17 protein-coding genes are annotated in these 21,050 nt (G+C 38.5%); 6 read left to right on the top strand and 11 right to left on the bottom strand.

The annotated features are described in order from the left end of the window. Nucleotides 1-36: 36 nt before the first annotated feature. From H4J57_RS12375 to H4J57_RS12355, 5 genes are read right to left on the bottom strand one after another with little or no spacing between them, the layout of a single operon-like run. Nucleotides 37-1,272, bottom strand: a complete 1,236-nt coding sequence (locus tag H4J57_RS12375) for an ABC transporter permease (protein WP_182214680.1) — start codon at nt 1,270-1,272, stop codon at nt 37-39. Then, nucleotides 1,272-2,483 (bottom strand): efflux RND transporter periplasmic adaptor subunit, encoded by a 1,212-nt coding sequence (locus tag H4J57_RS12370; protein WP_182243114.1) that lies wholly within the window; start codon nt 2,481-2,483, stop codon nt 1,272-1,274. Before H4J57_RS12370 ends, H4J57_RS12375 begins: the two co-directional genes overlap by 1 nt. Next, nucleotides 2,480-3,637: an HlyD family efflux transporter periplasmic adaptor subunit gene (locus H4J57_RS12365; protein WP_182243112.1), complete on the bottom strand. Its 1,158-nt coding sequence runs from the start codon at nt 3,635-3,637 to the stop codon at nt 2,480-2,482. The genes H4J57_RS12370 and H4J57_RS12365 overlap by 4 nt, the downstream gene beginning before the upstream one ends. Next, nucleotides 3,630-4,601, bottom strand: a complete 972-nt coding sequence (locus H4J57_RS12360; protein WP_182243109.1) for an HlyD family efflux transporter periplasmic adaptor subunit — start codon at nt 4,599-4,601, stop codon at nt 3,630-3,632. Before H4J57_RS12360 ends, H4J57_RS12365 begins: the two co-directional genes overlap by 8 nt. Then, nucleotides 4,586-5,269 carry an ABC transporter ATP-binding protein gene (locus tag H4J57_RS12355; RefSeq protein WP_182243107.1) on the bottom strand — a complete coding sequence of 228 codons (684 nt, stop codon included), beginning with the start codon at nt 5,267-5,269 and terminating at the stop codon, nt 4,586-4,588. The genes H4J57_RS12360 and H4J57_RS12355 overlap by 16 nt, the downstream gene beginning before the upstream one ends. A gap of 173 nt (nt 5,270-5,442) precedes the next feature. On the opposite strand from H4J57_RS12355, the gene H4J57_RS12350 reads away from it, so the two are divergent. Further along, nucleotides 5,443-6,621, top strand: coding sequence for an MFS transporter (locus H4J57_RS12350; RefSeq protein ID WP_182243105.1), 1,179 nt, complete (start codon nt 5,443-5,445; stop codon nt 6,619-6,621). Between the two features lie 76 nt (nt 6,622-6,697). Here the strand turns inward: H4J57_RS12350 and H4J57_RS12345 are convergent, their stop codons facing one another. Next, complete coding sequence (locus H4J57_RS12345) at nt 6,698-8,920, bottom strand: EAL domain-containing protein (protein WP_182243103.1); 2,223 nt, start codon at nt 8,918-8,920, stop codon at nt 6,698-6,700. A gap of 267 nt (nt 8,921-9,187) precedes the next feature. Here H4J57_RS12345 and H4J57_RS12340 point away from each other — a divergent pair, with 267 nt between their 5' ends. Next, nucleotides 9,188-10,102: a TIGR03899 family protein gene (locus H4J57_RS12340; protein WP_182214692.1), complete on the top strand. Its 915-nt coding sequence runs from the start codon at nt 9,188-9,190 to the stop codon at nt 10,100-10,102. 718 nt (nt 10,103-10,820) lie between these two features. Here the strand turns inward: H4J57_RS12340 and H4J57_RS12335 are convergent. From H4J57_RS12335 to H4J57_RS12325, 3 genes are read right to left on the bottom strand one after another with little or no spacing between them, the layout of a single operon-like run. Further along, nucleotides 10,821-11,597: a phosphoadenylyl-sulfate reductase gene (locus H4J57_RS12335; RefSeq protein WP_157470904.1), complete on the bottom strand. Its 777-nt coding sequence runs from the start codon at nt 11,595-11,597 to the stop codon at nt 10,821-10,823. After that, a complete protein-coding gene (cysI, locus tag H4J57_RS12330; protein WP_220465204.1) occupies nt 11,590-13,338 on the bottom strand; it encodes an assimilatory sulfite reductase (NADPH) hemoprotein subunit in 1,749 nt (582 codons plus the stop codon). Before cysI ends, H4J57_RS12335 begins: the two co-directional genes overlap by 8 nt. Continuing rightward, nucleotides 13,338-15,137, bottom strand: a complete 1,800-nt coding sequence (locus H4J57_RS12325; protein ID WP_182221212.1) for an assimilatory sulfite reductase (NADPH) flavoprotein subunit — start codon at nt 15,135-15,137, stop codon at nt 13,338-13,340. Before H4J57_RS12325 ends, cysI begins: the two co-directional genes overlap by 1 nt. Nucleotides 15,138-15,349: 212 nt before the next feature. Here H4J57_RS12325 and H4J57_RS12320 point away from each other — a divergent pair, with 212 nt between their 5' ends. Beyond that, nucleotides 15,350-16,459: an NAD(P)/FAD-dependent oxidoreductase gene (locus tag H4J57_RS12320; RefSeq protein ID WP_310733726.1), complete on the top strand. Its 1,110-nt coding sequence runs from the start codon at nt 15,350-15,352 to the stop codon at nt 16,457-16,459. Between the two features lie 132 nt (nt 16,460-16,591). On the opposite strand, the gene fkpA is transcribed toward H4J57_RS12320, so the two are convergent. Then, complete coding sequence (fkpA, locus tag H4J57_RS12315) at nt 16,592-17,347, bottom strand: FKBP-type peptidyl-prolyl cis-trans isomerase (RefSeq protein ID WP_070374931.1); 756 nt, start codon at nt 17,345-17,347, stop codon at nt 16,592-16,594. Between the two features lie 131 nt (nt 17,348-17,478). On the opposite strand from fkpA, the gene H4J57_RS12310 reads away from it, so the two are divergent. Continuing rightward, the gene (locus tag H4J57_RS12310) at nt 17,479-18,477 is read left to right on the top strand and encodes a hypothetical protein (RefSeq protein ID WP_310733505.1); all 999 of its coding nucleotides are present in this window, start codon (nt 17,479-17,481) and stop codon (nt 18,475-18,477) included. A 12-nt stretch (nt 18,478-18,489) separates the two neighbouring features. Continuing rightward, complete coding sequence (locus H4J57_RS12305) at nt 18,490-18,726, top strand: SlyX family protein (RefSeq protein WP_182214695.1); 237 nt, start codon at nt 18,490-18,492, stop codon at nt 18,724-18,726. A gap of 67 nt (nt 18,727-18,793) precedes the next feature. Here the strand turns inward: H4J57_RS12305 and H4J57_RS12300 are convergent, their stop codons facing one another. Continuing rightward, the gene (locus H4J57_RS12300) at nt 18,794-18,988 is read right to left on the bottom strand and encodes a YheV family putative zinc ribbon protein (protein ID WP_070374933.1); all 195 of its coding nucleotides are present in this window, start codon (nt 18,986-18,988) and stop codon (nt 18,794-18,796) included. 102 nt (nt 18,989-19,090) lie between these two features. On the opposite strand from H4J57_RS12300, the gene H4J57_RS12295 reads away from it, so the two are divergent. Further along, nucleotides 19,091-20,998: an ATP-binding cassette domain-containing protein gene (locus H4J57_RS12295; RefSeq protein ID WP_182214697.1), complete on the top strand. Its 1,908-nt coding sequence runs from the start codon at nt 19,091-19,093 to the stop codon at nt 20,996-20,998. The last annotated feature ends 52 nt before the right edge of the window (nt 20,999-21,050 follow it).

The raw sequence follows: 21,050 nt of genomic DNA, 5'->3' as shown, positions 1-21,050 counted from the left end.
TTTAAGTTATAATAACGGGGGAATAGGTTATCTTAACTAGTCACTTTGTAAGGCATCAATAGGGTCAAGCTTGGACGCTTTAATGGCTGGATAAACACCAAAGGTTAAACCGACTAAAGCACAAATACTAAAAGACAAGATAATGGCACTTGTTGACCATGACACCGCCCATTCAGAATAAAGTGCGATAAGCTCTGAGAGCATAATCCCAAAAAACACCCCCAAGATGCCACCCATAATTGAAATAGTAAAACTCTCAGCAATAAACTGTAAGCGAATATCTTTTTGTGTTGCACCAACCGCACGCAACAAGCCAATTTCTTTGGTGCGCTCTAATACAGTAGCAAGCATTATATTCATAATACCAATTCCGCCCACTAATAAAGAAATACCGGCAACACATGACATGACAATATTAAATATTTGCTGTGTTTGTTTTTGCTGGGCCAATAATGCGGCAGGAATAACTAAGTTATAATCATCGACTTCATTATGACGACGATTAAGCAAATGACTCACGGCTTGCGCTGCACTAATAGGATCAACACTCTCATCAAGCTTAAGTTTAATACTGGTGACTTCACTCGCTAGCTTTTTACTAGCAAATTTATGTATTGCGGTTTTTAATGGAATAAACACCTGACGTTGGTCACCACCGAGCTTTATGCCTTGAAACTCTTGTTTCTTTAAAAATGGCGCTTGTAATACGCCAACCACCTTAAACCAGAGGTGATTAATTTTAATATTTTGACCGATGGCATTGCCTTTTGGAAAAAGCTGTTTTGCGGTTGATGAACCCAGCAGTGCCACCTGAGAAAAGTTTTTATCGTCACTGTCGTTGAGTAAACGCCCTTGTGCTACATGGAATTTAGACAATGCAAAAAAGCTAGCACTCACCCCTGTTGCTTCACCATCACTTTTCCCTTCACCACTGAAAATACTGTAAGTATCGATAAGTTTTTGCGCGCTAAAGGCAGTAACAAAAGGTAATGAACGCGCACTAATCTCACCGTCTCTGATACTTAAACCCGGAGAGTGTTTACGTTGTTCTTGTAGTTCTTTTTCTTCAAAAACTTTCCCTTCAATGATTAAATTATGTAAGCCCATCGAGTCGATCATTTTCATCGCTTCAGCTTCTGCACCTTCACCAATATTAAGCATCGCGATAACCGCACCAACGCCAAAAATCATGCCGAGTAAAGTTAACAACGTGCGTAACTTATGTTGAGCAAGCTCGGAAAAAGTATCCAAAAAAATCGCTAAATATTTCATTAACTATGCTCCTTGTCGGTTAATGCTATTTTCTGACCTACTTTAAGCCCTGATAAAACTTCAACATGGCTTAAACTCGCCTGCCCCAAGGTAACGGGTAATGAAGTGTAGTCGCCATTTTTATACAAGTAGACAAACGTCTGCTTTGCTTCGACAAAAACACTTTGCAACGGAATAATAATTTTTTGGCGGGTGGCGATAATTTCAATATTAGCTTCTAACTTTCTTCCGGGTACAAATAGCTCACTATTTTGCTCGGCTAAAATAACAATAACTTCAAAATATTTTTGTGGATCACCACGCTTTATCGAGGTAGGAAACGGGGCAACTGTCTCAACTTTTCCTTTAAACGGTTTATCCGCATAAGCATTTAAAAAGAAGATTACCGATTTATCTACGGCTAAATTTACCGCCTCACTTTCTAAAACGAATAACTTAACTTTCATGTTACTGATATCAGGTAACTCGGCAATTTTTTGCCCCGGCCATAATGACTGGCCTTCACGTGGTTTTTCTCCACGCCAATTAGCTTTATAAGCAAGTAAGCCATCGTGCGGTGCTTTAACTTCAAGTTTTGCTAGGCCTTCACTTAACTGTTTTAATTTACTTTTGCTTTGCGCTTGCTTCATTTCCAGCAAGCCCATATCTCCCGCTGAACTGCTACTAAAACTATCATTTTTCCAATAAAGATATTCTTCTTTAGACCCTAAGTACTGGGTGTTTTGTAATGAATCAAGGATGTCTAATTTCGAACGTATTTGATCATCATTGATTGAAAAATTTTCTGCAAAATTTTTCTCTTGACCTACCACGCCAATATCTTTGTTAATTGAGTTAAGTGCTTGAGTAAGCATGCCAGTTTTTTCAATAATTTCTTGTTCGGTGATCGACAATTCACTTTGTCTATCTTTACTTTGAATTTCCATCGATTCACCGTCAAAGCGGGCAATAACATCACCTTTTTTAACATGTGAAAATTCTGGTGCTAACCATGAAATGTTTTGTGGTCCTTGTCGACTCATTGGCGCATTTATTACCGTGGCTTTTGCTGCAAACAGTTCGCCTTTTGCCGGGACATTAACGATAAAGTCTTGTTTGGTCACCTCATATAACAAAGGAGCGTTTTCTTGCCCAGAACAAGCGGTTATTGCAATAGATAATAAACTAACGATAAAAGATTTTTTCATTATTGATTGTTGTGAATATTTCATAAAGCCACTATATCTCCTTGTGATAGGCCACTTTTAATGACCACTTTATCTCCGACTATATGAGCAACCTCAATGGTTTCTTCATGATCCGAAAAAAGACCGGTGATTCGAACACTCCCTTGGCCATTTTCTAACTTAACCGCCTGCGATGGCAAAGTTAACGCGTTATCAATCATGGCGGTAACAACCTCAATACGCGCAGTCATGCCTGGACGTATCACCGTATCTTTAGGTTGTTCAAAAGCAATGATTGCATCGAAAACACGGCGTTTATCTTGTGATGACTTATCACGAAAAACACGTCCTAATTCCACAATACTACCTTGTAAAACAATTTCTTGAGTACCATCAATCATAATTTTAACTTTTTGATTAAGTTTGATTTTACCACTGTCAGGTTCAGCAATTTGTGCTTTTAATTGCATCTGTTCAATAACAGCAAGTTCAACAACCGGTTGGCCAAATTGAATACTCTCACCCACCGCTGGTTTTTCTCCTTGCCAATTAGCTCGGTAGATAACCATACCATCAATCGGTGCTTTAACTTTCAAACGCTCAATGTCACTTTTAAAATCATTTACCTCTGCGGTTAAACGGTTTACTTTTCCTTTAGCTAACTTTAAATTAAGTGCTTTATTGTTTTTATGAAAAGTCAGTCGCTCTTTCGCAAGAAACAAATCATTTTCGGCAATAGTAAAATCAATCACAGACTTTTTACGATCATTTTCAGCGCGACTGTTATCAATAATATCGGCTTTACGCTCCGCTTTTTCATATTGCATTTGCTTTTCAGCAATACTGAGAATAAGTTCTTGCTCTGATTCTTCTTCCTTAATTTTCTTATTTTCTAATTCTTTTTGCGCCCGGTCTAAGTCAGCTTGTTTATCAACCAACCTATCCACCACCTTTTTACTGTCAAAGGCAACGATCACTTCGCCTTTTTTTACACGGGTATTCTCCGGTGTTAGCTGCTTAATTTGATACTGCCACATACCAGAAACTGACGGTGGTGCTATCATTGCCGTTTGTTTTGACTCTAATTCTCCACTCGCGGTAACAATTAGACGCACTTGTTCTAACTTCACGGTTTCGCTAGGTGCTTTTTCACAAGCACAAAGCAATACTAACAACATGATTGCAAAATATTTATTCACTTGGGCTTACTCCTGTAAATTCTAATTGAGCGCTCATGCCCGGTAATAACGTTAAGGCTTCATCAAGCGTAAAAGAAAACACAGCGCGATAATAAACATCGTTGCCCCATTCTTTACGTTCTTCGGGTTGGCTCGATATTTCGGTTAATGTAGCCACAAGATTATATTGTGGAAAAGCATCTAGCTTAAAATCGACAACGCTATCCACACACATATTTTTATAGTCAACTTCATGCACCCAAGCTTCAATATATAAGCCATTTACCGAAGGAATTTTTGCAATTTCCCAAGAAGGTTGCGCCGTCATACCGACAAATACTTTTTCACCACTCCAAGGATGGATCCCATAAAGTACCGGACCACTTCGCTCAGCATAGCCACTCATCTGCTTGAGTTTGTACTCATTGTATTGCAATTTATCCTGATGCTTTACAATCGTAATTTTTTGCTTAGTCACGGCAACCTGATTAGCGACCTTGACTTGCTTTAAATTTTCGAGTGATTTCGCATTAGCAACAACCGCTTTTTCAAGCTGAAGTTGGTTTTTCTGATAATCATATTCACTTAAATGAACAACAGCAATACCGGCATCAATTCGTGCTTTATCAAGTAATAAAGCCGTTCTCTTTTGTCCGTAAGTCGCCTCTAAAAGTGATTGCTTAGCGCTACTAGTCAAACGAAATAACTCTTCATTCGCGGCGATCAAGCTTACTTTTTCTTGTTCTATTTGACTTTGAATTGAGCCACTGTCAAAGACGACAACTAGATCGCCTTCTTCAGCTATATCACCTTCTGGTAGCAACCATTGCACTTGAACATTCCAACTATCTGTTTTAGGTGAGTAAAACGTTTGATTGTCGCTGGCTTTAATTTGACCGGATAAAATCAAGGGAGTTTGACCTTCGGCTAAGGAGAAGCCGCTAACAGCAAGTATAGCGATTGATAATATTAGTTTTTGATACATAATCGGTCCTCAATGATATTACCGTCTTTCATGCGGATCATTCTGTCAGCATACACAGCAATATCTTCTTCGTGAGTCACCATAACAATAGTTTGTCCTTGATTATGTAACTCACAGAGTAAATCCATAATTTCATAAGAGGTTTTAGAATCTAAGTTACCGGTCGGTTCATCTGCAAAAATCACTTCTGGACGATTTACTAGCGCCCGAGCAATAGCAACACGTTGACGTTGCCCACCAGACATTTCAAAGGGTTTATGGTGCCAACGTGAAGATAAACCTACTTTATCAAGCATTTCCATACCACGTTTTTTGGCGTCTTCTTGATCGGCATTACTGTAACGTAGTGGTAAAATAACATTATCAAGGGCAGTTAAACGAGGTAATAAATGAAAGGTTTGAAAGATAAAACCTATTTTACGATTGCGGATCTTAGAAAGGCTTTCGTCATCAATATTTTTTATTGACTCACCAGATAATAAGTATTCACCAGAAGTCGGTGTATCGAGACAACCTAAGATACTCATTAAGGTTGATTTTCCTGAGCCCGAAGTGCCCATTATCGCAACGAATTCATTGTTTTCAATGGTTAAAGAAACATTATTTAAGGCTATGACTTGAGTTTCACCTTCACCATAAATTCGACTGATGTTATCGATTTTGATCACTTATTACGCTCCATAAAAATTAATCCCTGTTGATGCCATTACTTTTATCTAACAAATAAAGGTAAAATAGCCCGCGTAACAATATATAGCTTTAAATTTTAATCACATACTGCTGAACTGTAATAATTTGTTTCAATTAAGACTGCATTTACAGCCTCAAATATTGGAAAATAATGTCAATTAAAGAACGCTTCAACAAACCAGAGAATTTATTGCTCGCCATGGCATTTATTATGCCGCTAATATTTAGCGTTTGGATGGTTTTACTCAATAATTTTGTTATCGAAAAAGCCAGTTTTACCGGTAAAGAAATTGGCATTTTACAAAGTCTCCGTGAAATACCTGGATTTCTAGCCTTTACCGTTATTTATGTACTAATGTTTATTAAAGAACAAAAATTAGCCATTATTTCATTAGCCGTTACCGCTATTGGGGTAATAATGACCGGATTTTTTCCTTCTGTTTTAGGTTTGTATCTGACCACTGTTATCATGTCTATTGGCTTTCATTATTTTGAAACCGTGAACCAATCGTTAACCATGCAATGGATTGATAAAGATAAAACAGCCCATTTTTTAGGGCGTCTATTATCGGTAAAATCAGCGGCATCACTACTCGCTTTTAGCAGTATTTGGTTGATGATGGAAAAGTTCTCGTGGTCTTATCAAAGTACTTATGCCTTATTTGGTACACTCGGCCTAGTACTCACTATTTGTTTGGCACTTTCTTTTAAAGAGTTTCCCGTTAAGGTCGAACAAGAAAAAAGCCTGATACTACGTAAACGTTATTGGTTGTTCTACGCTTTGACTTTCTTTAGTGGTGCGCGCCGCCAAATATTTACCGTATTCGCGGGTTTTTTAATGGTAGAAAAATTTGGTTATAGCGTTGCTGATATCAGTGCATTATTCTTAATAAACTATGTTTTTAATTGGTTATTCGCAGCAAAAATAGGCAAATTGATTGGCATTATTGGTGAACGTCGGGTGCTTAAATTTGAATATATCGGTTTAATTACTATCTTTATTGCCTATGGCTTTGTCGAAAACTCGACGATCGCAGCAAGCTTATATGTGATAGATCATTTATTTTTTGCTTTAGCTATTGCGATTAAAACCTACTTTCAAAAAATAGCCAAGCCTGAAGATTTAGCATCAAGTGCTGGCGTTAGTTTTTCAATTAATCACATTGCCGCTGTGGTTATTCCGGCGTTGCTTGGTTTAGTGTGGATTTATAACCCGTCATGGGTCTTTTATATTGGTGCTGGCTTTGCTTGTTGTTCTTTGATTTTATCGCACTTTATTCCATGCCAACCAAGGGAAGGCGTCGAGTTTAGATACCAAGAAACATCTTAACTATATTAGCCGATAAAAAAGCCGAGACATTATATCTCGGCTTTAATTTATTCAAGCTAGCAACAATCAGTATTTATTACTTATTGTTACGTAAGAAGGTTAAAAACTCATCAGCAGGCATAGGTTTAGCATAAAAGAAACCTTGTACTTCGTCACACCCTTGAGCGATTAAATGCGCTTGTTGTTCTTCCTCTTCGATACCTTCAGCAATAACTTTTAAGTTCATTTGCTTACCGAGGTTAATAATCGTATCTGCAATCAATGACTGCCCTGGCTCTGCAATACCCGTAATAAATGAACGGTCGACCTTTAAACGGTCAAGCGGTAGTTGTTGTAAATAACTCATTGATGAATAGCCCGTACCAAAGTCATCAAGCGCAATACTGATACCTTCAGCTTTCAACTTAACTAATGCATCAATAACAACTTGTGGTTCATCCATTAAAATATTTTCAGTGATCTCTAATTCGAGCTTACTTGGTTTAACATCATGATTAATCGTCGCTTGAATGATACTGTCAACGAAGTTATCACGTTTAAATTGTGGGATAGAAACATTAACAGAGATACCAACATGATCGAATTTCTGTTGCTCTAATACCTTTATTTGTTTACAGGCTTGGTTAATAACCCAATCACCAATTTCTACAATCAACCCTGAATATTCTGCTAGAGGAATAAACACAGCCGGTGAAATAAATTTTCCTTCGGCGGTTCGCCAGCGCAATAATGCTTCAGCGCCAATAACCTTGCCGGTAATTAAGCTAAGCTGAGGCTGATACCAAAGCTCTAAACGATTATCTGCAAAATCAGTACGTAATTGCCTGATCATACCTAAACGCCAAAGTGTTTCATCTTCCATTTCTTTTTTGTAATAAACAAAATTTTCGTGATTACTTTTTTTGGCTAAATTCAAGGCGATATTTATTTGATTAAGAACCTTTACCCCTTGTGAACCGGCACTACTTTTTGAGCACAGCCCAAAACATGCCGTGACAGGTAATAGTTGTTCTCCCGCGGTAAACGAACGATGAAATAATGACATTAATTTATCAGGGTTTACACTTTCAGCCGGACCAATAACACCAAAAACATCGGCACCCATTCGAGCAAGCTGACAATGTTTTCCTAATTCTTTCATGCGCTCTGTAACAGCGAGCAACAGCTTATTACCTAAATCTTGTCCTAAGCCATCATTAATATCACTAAAGTGATTTATATCTATTAAAGCGGCAACAAGATTGGGTTCTTCTGATTGACTAAATTTGTCGAGTAAATTAACAAACTCTAAACGATTTGGCAGCTCAGTCAGCCAATCACGATAGGCAGCATTACGTAGTTTTTGAAAAAGGTGAACATTTTCATAACCGATGGCAACATTGGCTAAAAACACTTCGATTAACTGTATTTGAATATCAGTTAATTCTTGCTCAACTTCAAGATAAATAACCGCGCGATAACCACCGCTTGCTAAATACAATACCGCAAAGTCACTACCATAATTATTTTGTTTTTGAGTGAAACAGCTACTCATGCGATCTTGTGCTGAATCTCTGTCGAAGCAGGAAATTTTTTGATTAATCAGTTCGGCGTCATGACCGATTTGACCTAAGATATGTAAGCTTAAATCGTCAGAACCCTCAATAATACCTTGCCCACGCGCACAAAAAACACTGCAATGACTCTTACTCAACTTAATTAATTGCGACAACACACCTTCTGCATATTCATGAATACTGTGCAGTTCAAGTAAGTCAGCAGTAGCACTAATTATTTTTTCGAGGCCCAAGCGGTTTTGATTAACCGAATGAATTTGTTGATATGAACGAATAGCGGCATAAACGGTAGTCACTAACTTGCGACGAGTTAACTCTGTTTTGGTTTTATAGTCATTGATATCATAATCTTTGATAACACTTTCTTCAGGAGCATAGCCTGGTTGACCGGTTCTCAAAACAATACGTATATCTTGACGAGATAAAGTTTCTCGAATATGTTTTACAACATTTAAGCCCGCATCATCCGTTTCCATAACAACATCTAGTAATACCAAAACGATGTCCTCGTGCTCTTCAATAAGCAGACATGCGTCACGCCCAGAGTAAGCATGTATATACTCTAGATTTTTACCTAAGACGACGAGATCTGAGAGTGCTAACTGAGTAACAGAGTGAATTTCGGGATCGTCATCAACAATCAGAACCTTCCACGTTTCAGCACTGCCATCATTTAGAATTTCATCTTCATCACTATCATCAATAAATAAAAAGTCGTCATTATTATTTTCAGAAGCCTGCATATCGTCCTCATTTAACCAGAAAAATACTACTGATTAAGGTTTTTTTTCACATCAAATTTTATTATGAATCATATTTCCAATAAACTACATAATAAGAGTCAGTTAAATAATATTCAACCTAGAATTACAATTATATTCATAATTTCAATTGCTTCCTTAATTTATGTTAAGTTTAGATGAATAAAGAGAATATTGCTGATTTTAATTTTCCAGCGTATGCTTAGAAAAAATAGTAATGAAAATAATATATTAGTTACGGTAATTTTTATGAAAGACATCAACGAACCCTCAACTGCACCGCTGGTTATTGCTGAGGAACCGGTTAACACTGAAGTAATAAAAACAACAGAATCTACGGCTAAAAATAGCGGCAATAAAAAAAATGCCGGTGTTTCTTCCCAAATGCAACTGCTTGCCTTGGCTAAAAACTTTGTACTTGATGGTGGCTTAATTTCTTCAGAAAAACAGATGCCATTAGAAGAAAGAACCCAAAAAAGAGCACGGATTGCCGCATTACGAAAACAAGAGAATCTTGAAGCTATTATAAAAAAGTCAGTAAATTACTGTTCTGCTACCGAGTTTACCCATAAAGCAGATGCTGATTGGTTTAGTACCTTTACCGAACTCGCCGAAGATGTCAGTAATACCACCATGCAAAATTTGTGGGCAAAAATACTAGCAGGGGAAATATCACAACCCGGTTCATTTTCCACTAAAACCCTCAAGGTTTTTCGTGCCATGAGTATCACGGAAGCGAAATTGTTAGCAAAGGCCTGTAGTTTAGCGGTGACAGAACAAACAAAAAGAAATATACGTATTATTTCAGGAGCCTATCAGACACCTGGCTTACTAAACTTTTTTAATAAAAATAGAGAACAGAATATACCTTTTAACCAATTTTCGTTGAGCTATGCTGATTTATTAATTCTAGCCGATAATCATCTGGTCTTTATTCAAGAGACAGAATCTAGCCCAATGAACAAGTCAGAGTCGTTCCATTTTAACTTTAACGGTAAGCCATTAACGCTTACCGCAAAAAAATCATCTTGTGTACTGAAGTTTTATAAATTTACGCCAATAGGCAGCGAGCTAGCACGTCTGATCAGCGATAATATTGATGATGTTTATTTACAGCATTTAAAAAGTGCATTAAGCGAAAATTTTTCAATTATAGAGGGATAAGGATAAGAATTGGTGATTTGAGAGCCACCAATGTAGATACTGATACAAGCCCCTCTGACTGCTACAGACTCATTATATGGCTATAAGCCCCATCATCCTGCTACCAACCCCGTCATCCTGAACTTGTTTCAGGATCTGTACTTCCTCCCCAAATACAGATACTGAAACAAGTTCAGCATGACGACAAGAGTGGGCATCAAGCCCTATCACTATCGACCTGATCGCGTTACTAAACTTCAAGATCCCAATACAGATACAAGCCTGTTGATACTGCTACCAGCAACGCCATCCTGCTATAAGCCTTCATTCTGCTATACCCTTCATTCTGCTATAAGCCCGTCATCCTGAACTTGTTTCAGGATCTGTACTTACCCCCAAAATACAGATACTGAAACAAGTTCAGCATGACGACAAGAGTTCACATCAAGCCCTGTCACTATCGACCAGATCGTGTCACTAAACTTCAAGCTCTCAATAAAGATACAAGCCTCTTCATACTGCTACCAGCAACGTTATCCTGCTATAACCCTTAATTCTGCTGTAACCCGTCATCCTGCTATAACCCCCGTCATCCTGAACTTGTTTCAGGATCTGTACTTACAAACACGAAAACAGATACTGAAATGCAGTTTTTTTCCCGACAAAAAGTAGCCAACATAAAAAAGGACAAGCATCTAAGATGTTTGTCCTTAATAGTAAACGTTAAGTTGGGCGTTATTTAAATACCGTCACCGTCAGTATGTAGACCACATTCTCTGGCCATGCCAGAAAAGCGGGTATCACTTTCATTCATACCTAACGTTAATGGCCGTGTACTGTGTGTGTCGCCAACCGATACATAGCCTTGGTCCCATAGAGGATGATAGGGCAAGTTATGCTTAGTTAGGTATTCATGTACATCCTTATTACTCCAATCAATAATAGGATGTACTTTAAAACGACCGCGTAAAATACTGACTACAGACAAGCCTTCACGATGCTCTGATTGCTGACGACGCACGCCAGAAAACCATGTTGCTGCATTGAGCTCATGTAAACCACGTTCTAGCGGCTCAACTTTATTACGGCGATTATAAGCTTTGAGTGATGTTTCATCTTTTGCCCATTCTTCACCATATTTTGCTTGTTGCCATGCCGCACTTTCTGTCGCGCTATAAACGTGTAAATTCAATTTCAAACGTTCGTTGAGCTGTTCAATAAACTGATAAGTTTCAGGAAACAAGTGTCCAGTGTCGGTAACAATCACCGGGATATTCGCATCGACTTGCGTCAACATATGCAACATAACCGCAGATTGAATGCCAAAGCTAGAAGACAAAACGAACTGCGATGGTAAATTTTCCATCGACCATTCAACTCGTTCAGTCGCGGTTTGCTGCTCTAATAGCTCGTTCCACTGGTTAAGCCAAGGCTTAGGTAAAGACGCAGGAAAACGGTTATTAATCGGTGCTTTTGCCGCAGCGATATCAGCACTATTAATAATAGGTTTAGTCATGAAAATCTCGCTTACTATTTTTCACTTCTGCGATAATGCCGGTACGAATAGTAAAATCACCAAACGCTTCATTGCTGTTTCTTTCCGATGACCAGCGAGCCACTAGCATATCCATTTCATCAAGAATATCTTGTTCGCTTAAGTTTTCTTTATACATTTTAGGTACTCGCGTTCCTGCCAAGTTGCCGCCTAAATGCATATTGTATTTACCTGGACCTTTACCAACTAAACCAATTTCTGCCAACATCGCACGACCACAGCCATTTGGACAACCAGTCACACGTAAAATAATACTTTCATCACTCATATCATGTTTGGCTAAAATGCCTTCTACGTCGGTAACAAAACCCGGTAAATAGCGTTCTGCTTCAGCCATAGCTAATGGACAGGTAGGAAATGCTACACAAGCCATAGAATCTTTACGTTGCTTTGAAACCGTGTCGTTCATTAAGCCATATTCACGGGCAATTTTTTCAATTTGTGCTTTATCTTCAGTTGCTACACCCGCGACAATTAAGTTTTGGTTAGCAGTCATACGAAAATCACCTTTGTGTATTTTCGCTAATTCAGCAACACCTGACTTAAGGGGTTTACCCGGGCTATCTAATAAGCGACCATTTTCAATAAATAAGGCTAAATGGTGCTTACCGTCAAAACCTTCAACCCAACCAATACGATCGCCACGTTCAGTGAACTCGTATGGACGAGAGGTTTCAAAAGTAATACCGGCACGTTTCTCAACTTCCGATTTAAAGGTTTCTACACCCACTCGGTCAAGTGTGTACTTAGTTTTAGCATTTTTACGATTAACTCGGTTTCCCCAGTCGCGTTGTGTTGTTACAACAGCGGTCGCAACATCTAAGGTATGTGCTAAAGACACATAGCCAAAATCGTCAGCCTTGCGAGGATACGTTGACTTATCGCCATGAGTCATCGCTAAACCACCACCAACAAGTACGTTAAAACCAACTAATTTTCCATCTTTAGCAATAGCGATAAAGTTGAGATCATTAGCGTGAACGTCAATATCATTTTGTGGCGGAATAACAACAGTCGTTTTAAATTTTCGTGGTAAGTAGTTGCTGCCTAAAATAGGCTCTTGTGTCTCTTTACCTTCAGGGCCTTCAAGCTTTTCGCCATCTAGCCAGATCTCTGCATAAGCACGTGTTTTAGGCAGTAAATGTTCACTAATTTTAATAGCCCATTCATAAGCTTCTTGATGAAGTTCTGATTCAATAGGGTTAGAAGTACACAAAACATTACGGTTAACATCGCCAGCAGTCGCAATTGAGTCGATACCAATACTATTTAATGTTTGGTGCATTAATTTAATATTGGGCTTTAACACGCCATGAAATTGAAATGTTTGACGTGTTGTTAAGCGAATACTGCCATATGAAGTGCTCTCTTGAGCAAATTTGTCAATAGCCAACCACTGCTCTGGTTTAATGATACCGCCAGGCATACGAGCTCGTAACATAACATTATGCAATGGTTCTAATTTTTGTTTACTACGCTCAGTTCTAATATCACGGTCATCTTGCTGATACATACCATGAGTTCTGATAATATGATAATTATCTGCAGTGAAACCACCGGTGACTTGGTCTTTTAAGTCATCAACAATTGTCCCTCGTAAAAAATTACTATCTGCTTTTAAGCGTTCGTTATCAGCCTGTTTACCTTCTACAATTAACGGTCCGGGACCTGTTAATACGATTTCTTTATTTGTTGTAGTCATTAGTAAACATCCTTTTGGAAACGCTTGGCGTTACGCAATTCTTTTAAATAATCTTGTGCTTGTTCTGTACTCAACTTGCCATGCTCAGCAATAATATCCACCAAGGCAAGCTCAACATCTTTTGCCATACGGCTCATGTCACCACAAATATATAAATGTGCGCCACGTTCTAACCAAGCAAAAATCTCACTGGCTTTTTCACGTAAACGGTCTTGCACATATATTTTTGCCGCTTGATCACGAGAAAAGGCTAAATCAAGGTGCGTTAACAAGCCTGATTTTAAATAGCCTTGCCATTCCACTTGGTATAAAAAATCTTGAGTGAAGGTTTGATCACCAAAAAACAGCCAGTTATCACCACTTGCTTCGCTTGCTTCACGTTCTTGCATAAAGGCTCTAAAAGGAGCAATACCAGTACCTGGGCCAATCATGATCACAGGCGTATCGCCATTTTCAGGTAAGCGAAAGTTATCGTTGTGTTCAATGAAAACCTTAACTGTGCCGCCTTCTGCTAAGCGTTTACCTAAAAAGCTTGAGGCACCGCCACTTCTTAACTGATCATTTTCGCTGTATTCAACTAAGCCCACCGTTAAGTGTACTTCTTCTTCAACCTCAGCTTGGCTCGAGGCTATAGAATATAAACGTGGAGTAATCTTTCTAAGCGCATCAACAAAGTCTTGTGCTGTTACTTTCGCCGGAGCTGCTTTAACTACATCAATAATTTGATGGTTACCCGCATATTCACGCGCAGCATTTTTATCTTCACTCAAAGTAAGCAAAGCTTTATCTTGTGATTTATCCGCCCAAAAGCTAATAAAATTAGGCGCTGTTTGAGTAATTTCTAATGTTGAAATTAATGCTTGTTCCAGTAATAAACGTTCACCGCCAACATCAATATTTTCATTACCTGACAAACCAAGTATTGCAATAAGTTCGGCGACTAACTCGGTGTCATTTTCAAACCACACACCTAAAGCGTCACCGGCTTGATAGGTGATACCTGAATCGGCTAAATCGATTTCAATATGACGAACATCTTTTGCTGAATCACGACCGGTGATCTTTTGGCTTAAACTTAACTCAGCAGCATAAGGCGCCTGTTTAGTATATTCGCTAGACGCGCCAAGTGTTGGCATTACCACAACATTATGGCTATCAATCTCATTACCCAACAAGGCTTTTACATCTTTAACAATAGTCTCTGACCATGCTTTTACTTCAGCTTCGTAATCAACGTCACAGTCAACGCGTGCGGTAATCTGTTTTGCACCAAGCTTACTTAAGTAATCATCAAAGTCTTTGCCCGTTTGACAAAAGAACTCATAGCTAGTGTCGCCCAAGGCTAAAACGCTATAGCGTAAATCATCGAGCTTTGGCGCTTTTTTCGAGCCTAAATATTCATGTAAAGCAATCGCATCATCGGGTGCTTCACCTTCGCCATTAGTACTGGCGACAATTAATAGGTGAGTCAGATTTTTAATGCTTTTTGGCTTAAAGTCACTCATGCTTTTTAAGTCGACGGTAAGACCTTCTGCTTGTGCTTGTGCGGCTAACGCTTTAGCAACACCTTTAGCATTTCCGGTTTGAGAACCAAATAAAATGGTTAATACAGGCGCAGGAGCTGCAACAGCTGAAGCTGTAGGGCTAACGCTTAACGATGCTCCTTCAGATTTAGCCGCTAAGTAACCACTTGCCCATGCAAGCTGCAACTGAGAGTAACTGCCAATAGCGTTTTGTAATGATGAAAGTTGGTCAGCATCTAGCATAGTTTTTTGTAAGTTCTGTTGGTTTGGCAACATAATGTCAATTCGCCCATTTAAATTTAGTAAAATAATAATAGACTGACTTTGCATATAATAAAAAGAATAGAAAAGGCTTTTTTATTCCAAAATAGAATAAGTCAGTTCTTTGAACCTTTACCCACACTCTTATCTAAATTTTAAGACATTCTTTTTCTTGAAATTTAGATAAGGGGCGACCACACTTAATTCAAGCTAAAAGAATAGATAAAATGATGGAAAAAGTAGACGCAATAATTATTGGCGCTGGTGTTGTGGGTTTAGCCATTGCGGCAAGACTTAGCAATAAGCTCAATAACGTGCTCATTATTGATAAAAATGCTGGCTTTGGTGAAGAAACCAGTAGTCGTAATAGTGAAGTTATTCATGCCGGCATTTATTATCCTCAGCACAGTTTAAAGGCTAAGCTATGCGTGCAAGGAAAAGAGAAGCTTTATCAATATTGTAAAGATCGAGGCATTCCTCATCAACGCCTAGGAAAATTACTGGTTGCCCACGGCGAGGAAGAAGAGCAATGTTTAGCGAAAACCATAAAACAAGCAGCACTTAATGATGTTAATGATCTCGTCTGGTTAACGGCAGACGAGCTTAAGAAGTCAAATCCAGCATTACATGCCACCGCTGCCTTACTTTCCCCTTCAACAGGCATTATTGATAGTCATCGTTATATGCAGGCTTTACTGGCAGAAATTGAGCATAATAATGGTCAGTTTGTTGGAAAAACCACCTTTATAAAGGCAGATAACAATAATGATGGCTTTGTTGTTACTTTAAACAGTCAAGATGAAATAATGCAGCTGCATTGTGATTATTTAATTAATTCAGGGGGATTACACAGTAATAAAGTTGCCGAAAATATTAGTGATTTAAAAAAGTCACATATTCCAACGCTTTATTATTGTCGAGGCCATTATTTTTCATATCAAGGGAGAAGTCCTTTTACACAACTCATTTATCCCTTACCTGAAGCGCATGGTTTAGGTATTCACGCCTCATTAGATATTGGCGGACAATTAAAATTTGGTCCCGATACACAGTACATAGATGATATTGATTATGAAGTCTCTCCGCTTCTAAAAGCTAAATTTGTTGCCGCGATTCAACGCTATTACCCTTCATTAGATAGCGAAAGATTACAGCCTGCTTATTCGGGTATTCGTCCGAAATTAGAAGGTCCGAATGATGGTTTTAAGGATTTTGTCATTCAAAGTGAAAAAGTGCATGGCTTGAAAGGATTAGTGAATCTGTTTGGTATTGACTCACCCGGCTTAACTTCTAGTTTAGCTATAGCTGAATATGTCGACGAAAGACTAGCCATATAATGCTTATATATTTGAAAGTGAGTAAGATATTTATGGCGAGTGAAAAATGAGTGTTTATATTTTGAGTTTCTAAAATGAATTAAAAAGCCAATTGCTTACACAATTGGCTCCTTTAACACTAAAGTAATAATATTACTGAGTGATTTCTTCTGGTTCAGCTGATTTTTGAATGTCTAATAATTCAATTTCAAACTGTAATACTGAGTTACCAGGAATACGTGGCGGGTTGCCATTTTTTCCGTAAGCTAAATCAGATGGAATAGTAAAAGTGTACTTTGAGCCCACTGACATTAACTGTACGCCTTCTGTCCAACCGCTAATAACACGATTTAAAGGGAATACTGCTGGTTCATTGCGTTCATATGAACTATCAAAAGTTTCACCGTTTAAGAAAGTACCTTTATAGTGAACCGTTACTGTATCAGTAGCGCTAGGTTTATCACCTTCACCTTCAGTTACAACAAGGTATTGAATACCTGATTCAGTAACTTGTACACCTTCTTTTTTAGCATTTTCTTCTAAGAATTTCATGCCTTCAGCAATTGCCGCTTCAGATTCAGCGTCTGCTGCTGCTAGTTGCTTTGCTTTCATTTGTTCATCAAGGCTCATTAATAGTGCTTGGATCTCTTCTTTCTCAATGATTGATTTGCCAGCAAGACTGTCCATGAAACCACGAGTAATTAATGCTTGGTCAAGTGGAACACCCAACTTCTCATGTTGATCAAGATTCTTTTGCATGTACATGCCAATTGAAGCACCTAAACTGTAAGCTTGTTTTTGCATTTCAGTTTCTAAAACAGGCGCTGTTTCGGTTGGTTTTACACTTTCTTGACAGCCAAACACTGACACAAGTGCAATAGCTAACATAGTTGGCTTAAATAATTTCATTTTTTCTCCGTTAACGTAACCTAGTACTCAGTTGGAGGAAGTCCCCCTAAGCCATTGATTAAATATTATGTATTGTTAGACAATGCGGCTTATACTAACGATAAATTAACTAAGAAAAAAGTATTAATATTGTGATTAAGTGTAATAACAAGCTAACACTGCTTTTCATCTGTCTATTTTCCTTATTGAACAGTGCTTGCCAGCCTGCAGAGGACAAGCCTGTACAGCGTTGGCAACATGCTACAGATGGTGCTTATGCAGCTAATATTTCTAATGATGGCAAATACAGTGTTGTCTCTTCTATTTATCATGGCTTAAGTTTATGGGACATAGAAGAGAATGCATTAAAATACAGCTGGTCACAACAGCAAGATAGTAGCGATAACTTAGTGCTGTTAGCCGATATATCCAATAATAATAGCCATGCACTGACCGCAAATCGAGAAGCGTTTTCGTTGTGGAATATAGCAACAGGGCAATCAGAAGGTTATTGGAAAGTACGTGAGTCAACGATTCGTGATATTGCCTTGTCCAATAATGGTGACTTTATTTTACTCGGTAAGAGTAATGGCACCGTTGTTCACATTACTATGAGCAATGGCCGTCGCTTAGAGTTCTTAGGTCATACAGAAAAAATTAATGCGGTTGATATGCTCCCCAATGGCCGTATCGCTATTTCAGGAGGCAATGATTACGTCGCTTATGTATGGGATACAGAAAGTGGGCAGGTTATTTATCGATTTAATCATCCCAGTCGCGTTACTATGGTGGCTCTAGACCCTAAAGGTCGGTTTGCTTTTACTGCCGACAGTAAAAAATCTTCAAACATATGGGATTTAAAAACAGGTAAACGCATTAGCCAACTTCAATACTATAACCGTCACGAAATATTTAGCTCAGTAAGGTTTTCTGATGATGGTACTCAACTATTAACAGGAGCCCCAACTCGAAAAGTTAGCCTATGGAGCATACTAACCGGAGAGCGGCTTGACAGCTGGCGAGTTACGCCAAAAGAAAGTATACGTGCTGCAGGCGCGGTAGTGTATAGTGTCGCCTTTCGAGGAAAGAACCAAATAATCACCGAAAGTTCATCAGGATACGCTGAGCTTTGGCAAAGAAAGTCGCGTTAGGTACCCCAAATTATGACAACAGAAATACAAAAAACAATCATCGAATTACAAGAAAACATTGAAACGCTGCAATCTCGTAATGCCTTTCAAGACGATGTTATTGAACAGTTGAATAATGAACTTGCTGTTCATCAATTAGAAATTTCAGACATTAGGGCACAGCTAAAGTTAATCGCAAGTCGTGTTCAAGATAATAATCCGGGTCAAAATCAGTCGCAAGATATCGAACCCCCACCACCACATTATTAACTCTTAACCTGAGCTTTCATTCAAATAAATACCAAGCTGAAATATTTCAGCTTGGTAAAATAATGATTTATTCTTGCTTAAAAATACCAATCACTTGCTCTTGCGGACGGATTTCTTTAACGACATGCTCTTCTGGCTGTGACATTTGATGCCCACAGCTAACACAAGTAACTTTTTCAACATTATTTTCTTTTGTTAATCCCATGGTGTCCATAGCATTACATTTCGGGCAAATAGCGCCAGCAATAAATCTTTTTTTCATGTGTTTCAATCCAAATAAAATCGAGTTGTATTATTTTACCTTGAATCTTGTCGATAGGAAAAGGACAATAGCGGCCTGAATTAAAATGAGTAATAACACACAATGATCATAGCCACCGATTTAAGCTTAGATAGAGGCGCTAAAAACCTCATAAAATCATCAAGCTTTACTATTCATCCTAATCACAAAGTCGGCTTAGTTGGCGCTAATGGCTGTGGAAAATCTTCTTTATTTGCGGCCTTATTAGGTGAGTTACAGCCCGATAGGGGCGATGTAAATATGCCTTCAGGCTGGGATGTCGCGACAGTAAAACAAGAAACTCCCGCCCTCGAGCAATCCGCCTTAGATTATGTGATGGACGGAGATAAAGAGTTTCGTCAACTTGAGCAACAACTTGAGAAAGCTCGATTAAATGATGATGGCAACCAAGAAGCCTTAATTCTCAACCATATTGACGCCATAAATGGCTACAGTTTACCCGCCCGTGCCAGCGAGTTATTGCATGGTTTAGGTTTTTTACAAGAACAACTAGGTGATGCCGTAAAGGATTTTTCTGGTGGTTGGCGCATGCGTCTTAACTTGGCTCAAGCGTTAATTAGCCGCGCAGATTTACTTTTACTCGATGAACCCACTAACCATCTAGATTTAGATGCGGTAATTTGGTTACAGCGTTGGTTAAAACGCTTTACCGGTACTTTAGTGCTTATTTCACATGATCGTGATTTTCTCGATGACGTTATTGAACAAATTCTTCATATTGAACATCAACAAGCAAAATTATATTCGGGTAATTATAGCGCCTTTGAGCGTCAGCGCGCGGAACATTTAGCACAACAAGATGCTCAATTTCAAAAACAGCAAAAAGAAGTTGCTCACTTAACCTCATTCGTCGATCGCTTTAGAGCAAAAGCCAGTAAAGCAAAACAAGCACAAAGTCGTTTAAAGCGTTTACAAAAATTACCTGACTTAGCACCCGCACATGTTGATAGCCAATTTACCTTCAGTTTCAAAACACCGGAAACATTGCCTTATCCGTTATTAGCGTTAAAAGAGACAACCTGTGGCTATAATCCAGAAACCATTATTTTACGTGATGTCGGTCTCACACTGGTACCCGGTAGTAGAATCGGTCTTTTAGGACGAAACGGTGCGGGTAAGTCGACATTAATAAAGTCATTAGCCGGCGATATTGCCTTAATTAAAGGCGAGCGTTATTGCGCCCAAGACTTAACTGTTGGTTACTTCTCTCAACATCAGCTTGAACAATTACATATGCCAAGTAGTGCGATTGATCATATTGTTCGTGCTAAACCTGAGACTACAGAGCTACAAGCGCGCAATTTTTTAGGTAGCTTTGGTTTTACTGGCGACCAAGCACTCTCTCCGGTAAGTACCATGTCAGGTGGAGAAAAAGCACGTCTGGTATTGGCGTTAATTGTTAATGAAAAGCCACAATTACTTCTCCTCGATGAGCCCACTAACCATCTTGATTTAGAAATGCGTCAAGCACTTGTCTTTGCTTTACAAGACTTTGAAGGGGCTATTATTTTGATTGCCCATGATCGCTTTTTATTAGAGTCGTGTGTTGATGAGTTTTTCTTAGTTGCCAATGGTCAAGTTAGCGAGTTCTCTGGTGATATTGATGACTATCAACAATGGCTTAATGAAGACAAAAAACAAACACTGAAAAATACTAAACCCGCAAAGTCTCTTGAGGTTGTTGATAAAAAACAATTACGCAAAGACCAAGCTGAATTACGTAAAAAAGCATCTCCACTGCGTAAACAAGCCGATAAATACGAGAAGAAAGTGCAACTGCTGCAAACTGAATTAGCTGAAGTTGAAGGAGTATTAGCCGAAAGTGAGATATATCAAAGTGAACATAAAGCACGCTTAGCCGTACTCATTAAGCAACAAGCTAAGCTCAAAGCAGATGTTGAAGAAAATGAAATGTATTGGCTCGAATTAGAAGAACAAATTGAAGAAATTATGTTGCAAGCTTCACTGTAAAAATTAATCATTAAATTATATTACTTGCTACACTTAATAATCATACGATTAA

The organism is Colwellia sp. BRX8-7, from assembly GCF_014077275.1.
In the GTDB taxonomy this organism is placed as follows: Bacteria; Pseudomonadota; Gammaproteobacteria; order Enterobacterales; family Alteromonadaceae; genus Colwellia_A.
The sequence above is the reverse complement of the archived record's forward strand: the minus strand, read 5'-3'. Positions and strand labels throughout refer to the sequence as shown.

Excerpts from the sequence above, each read along its gene's own strand:
- H4J57_RS12325 (WP_182221212.1), bottom strand. The coding sequence starts at position 15,137 with ATGTTGCCAAACCAACAGAACTTACAAAAAACTATGCTAGATGCTGAC.
- H4J57_RS12335 (WP_157470904.1), bottom strand. The coding sequence starts at position 11,597 with ATGACTAAACCTATTATTAATAGTGCTGATATCGCTGCGGCAAAAGCA.
- H4J57_RS12370 (WP_182243114.1), bottom strand. The coding sequence starts at position 2,483 with ATGAAATATTCACAACAATCAATAATGAAAAAATCTTTTATCGTTAGT.
- H4J57_RS12375 (WP_182214680.1), bottom strand. The coding sequence starts at position 1,272 with ATGAAATATTTAGCGATTTTTTTGGATACTTTTTCCGAGCTTGCTCAA.
- H4J57_RS12340 (WP_182214692.1), top strand. The coding sequence starts at position 9,188 with ATGAAAGACATCAACGAACCCTCAACTGCACCGCTGGTTATTGCTGAG.
- H4J57_RS12295 (WP_182214697.1), top strand. The coding sequence starts at position 19,091 with ATGATCATAGCCACCGATTTAAGCTTAGATAGAGGCGCTAAAAACCTC.
- fkpA (WP_070374931.1), bottom strand. The coding sequence starts at position 17,347 with ATGAAATTATTTAAGCCAACTATGTTAGCTATTGCACTTGTGTCAGTG.
- H4J57_RS12305 (WP_182214695.1), top strand. The coding sequence starts at position 18,490 with ATGACAACAGAAATACAAAAAACAATCATCGAATTACAAGAAAACATT.
- cysI (WP_220465204.1), bottom strand. The coding sequence starts at position 13,338 with ATGACTACAACAAATAAAGAAATCGTATTAACAGGTCCCGGACCGTTA.
- H4J57_RS12320 (WP_310733726.1), top strand. The coding sequence starts at position 15,350 with ATGATGGAAAAAGTAGACGCAATAATTATTGGCGCTGGTGTTGTGGGT.
- H4J57_RS12345 (WP_182243103.1), bottom strand. The coding sequence starts at position 8,920 with ATGCAGGCTTCTGAAAATAATAATGACGACTTTTTATTTATTGATGAT.
- H4J57_RS12300 (WP_070374933.1), bottom strand. The coding sequence starts at position 18,988 with ATGAAAAAAAGATTTATTGCTGGCGCTATTTGCCCGAAATGTAATGCT.
- H4J57_RS12360 (WP_182243109.1), bottom strand. The coding sequence starts at position 4,601 with ATGTATCAAAAACTAATATTATCAATCGCTATACTTGCTGTTAGCGGC.
- H4J57_RS12350 (WP_182243105.1), top strand. The coding sequence starts at position 5,443 with ATGTCAATTAAAGAACGCTTCAACAAACCAGAGAATTTATTGCTCGCC.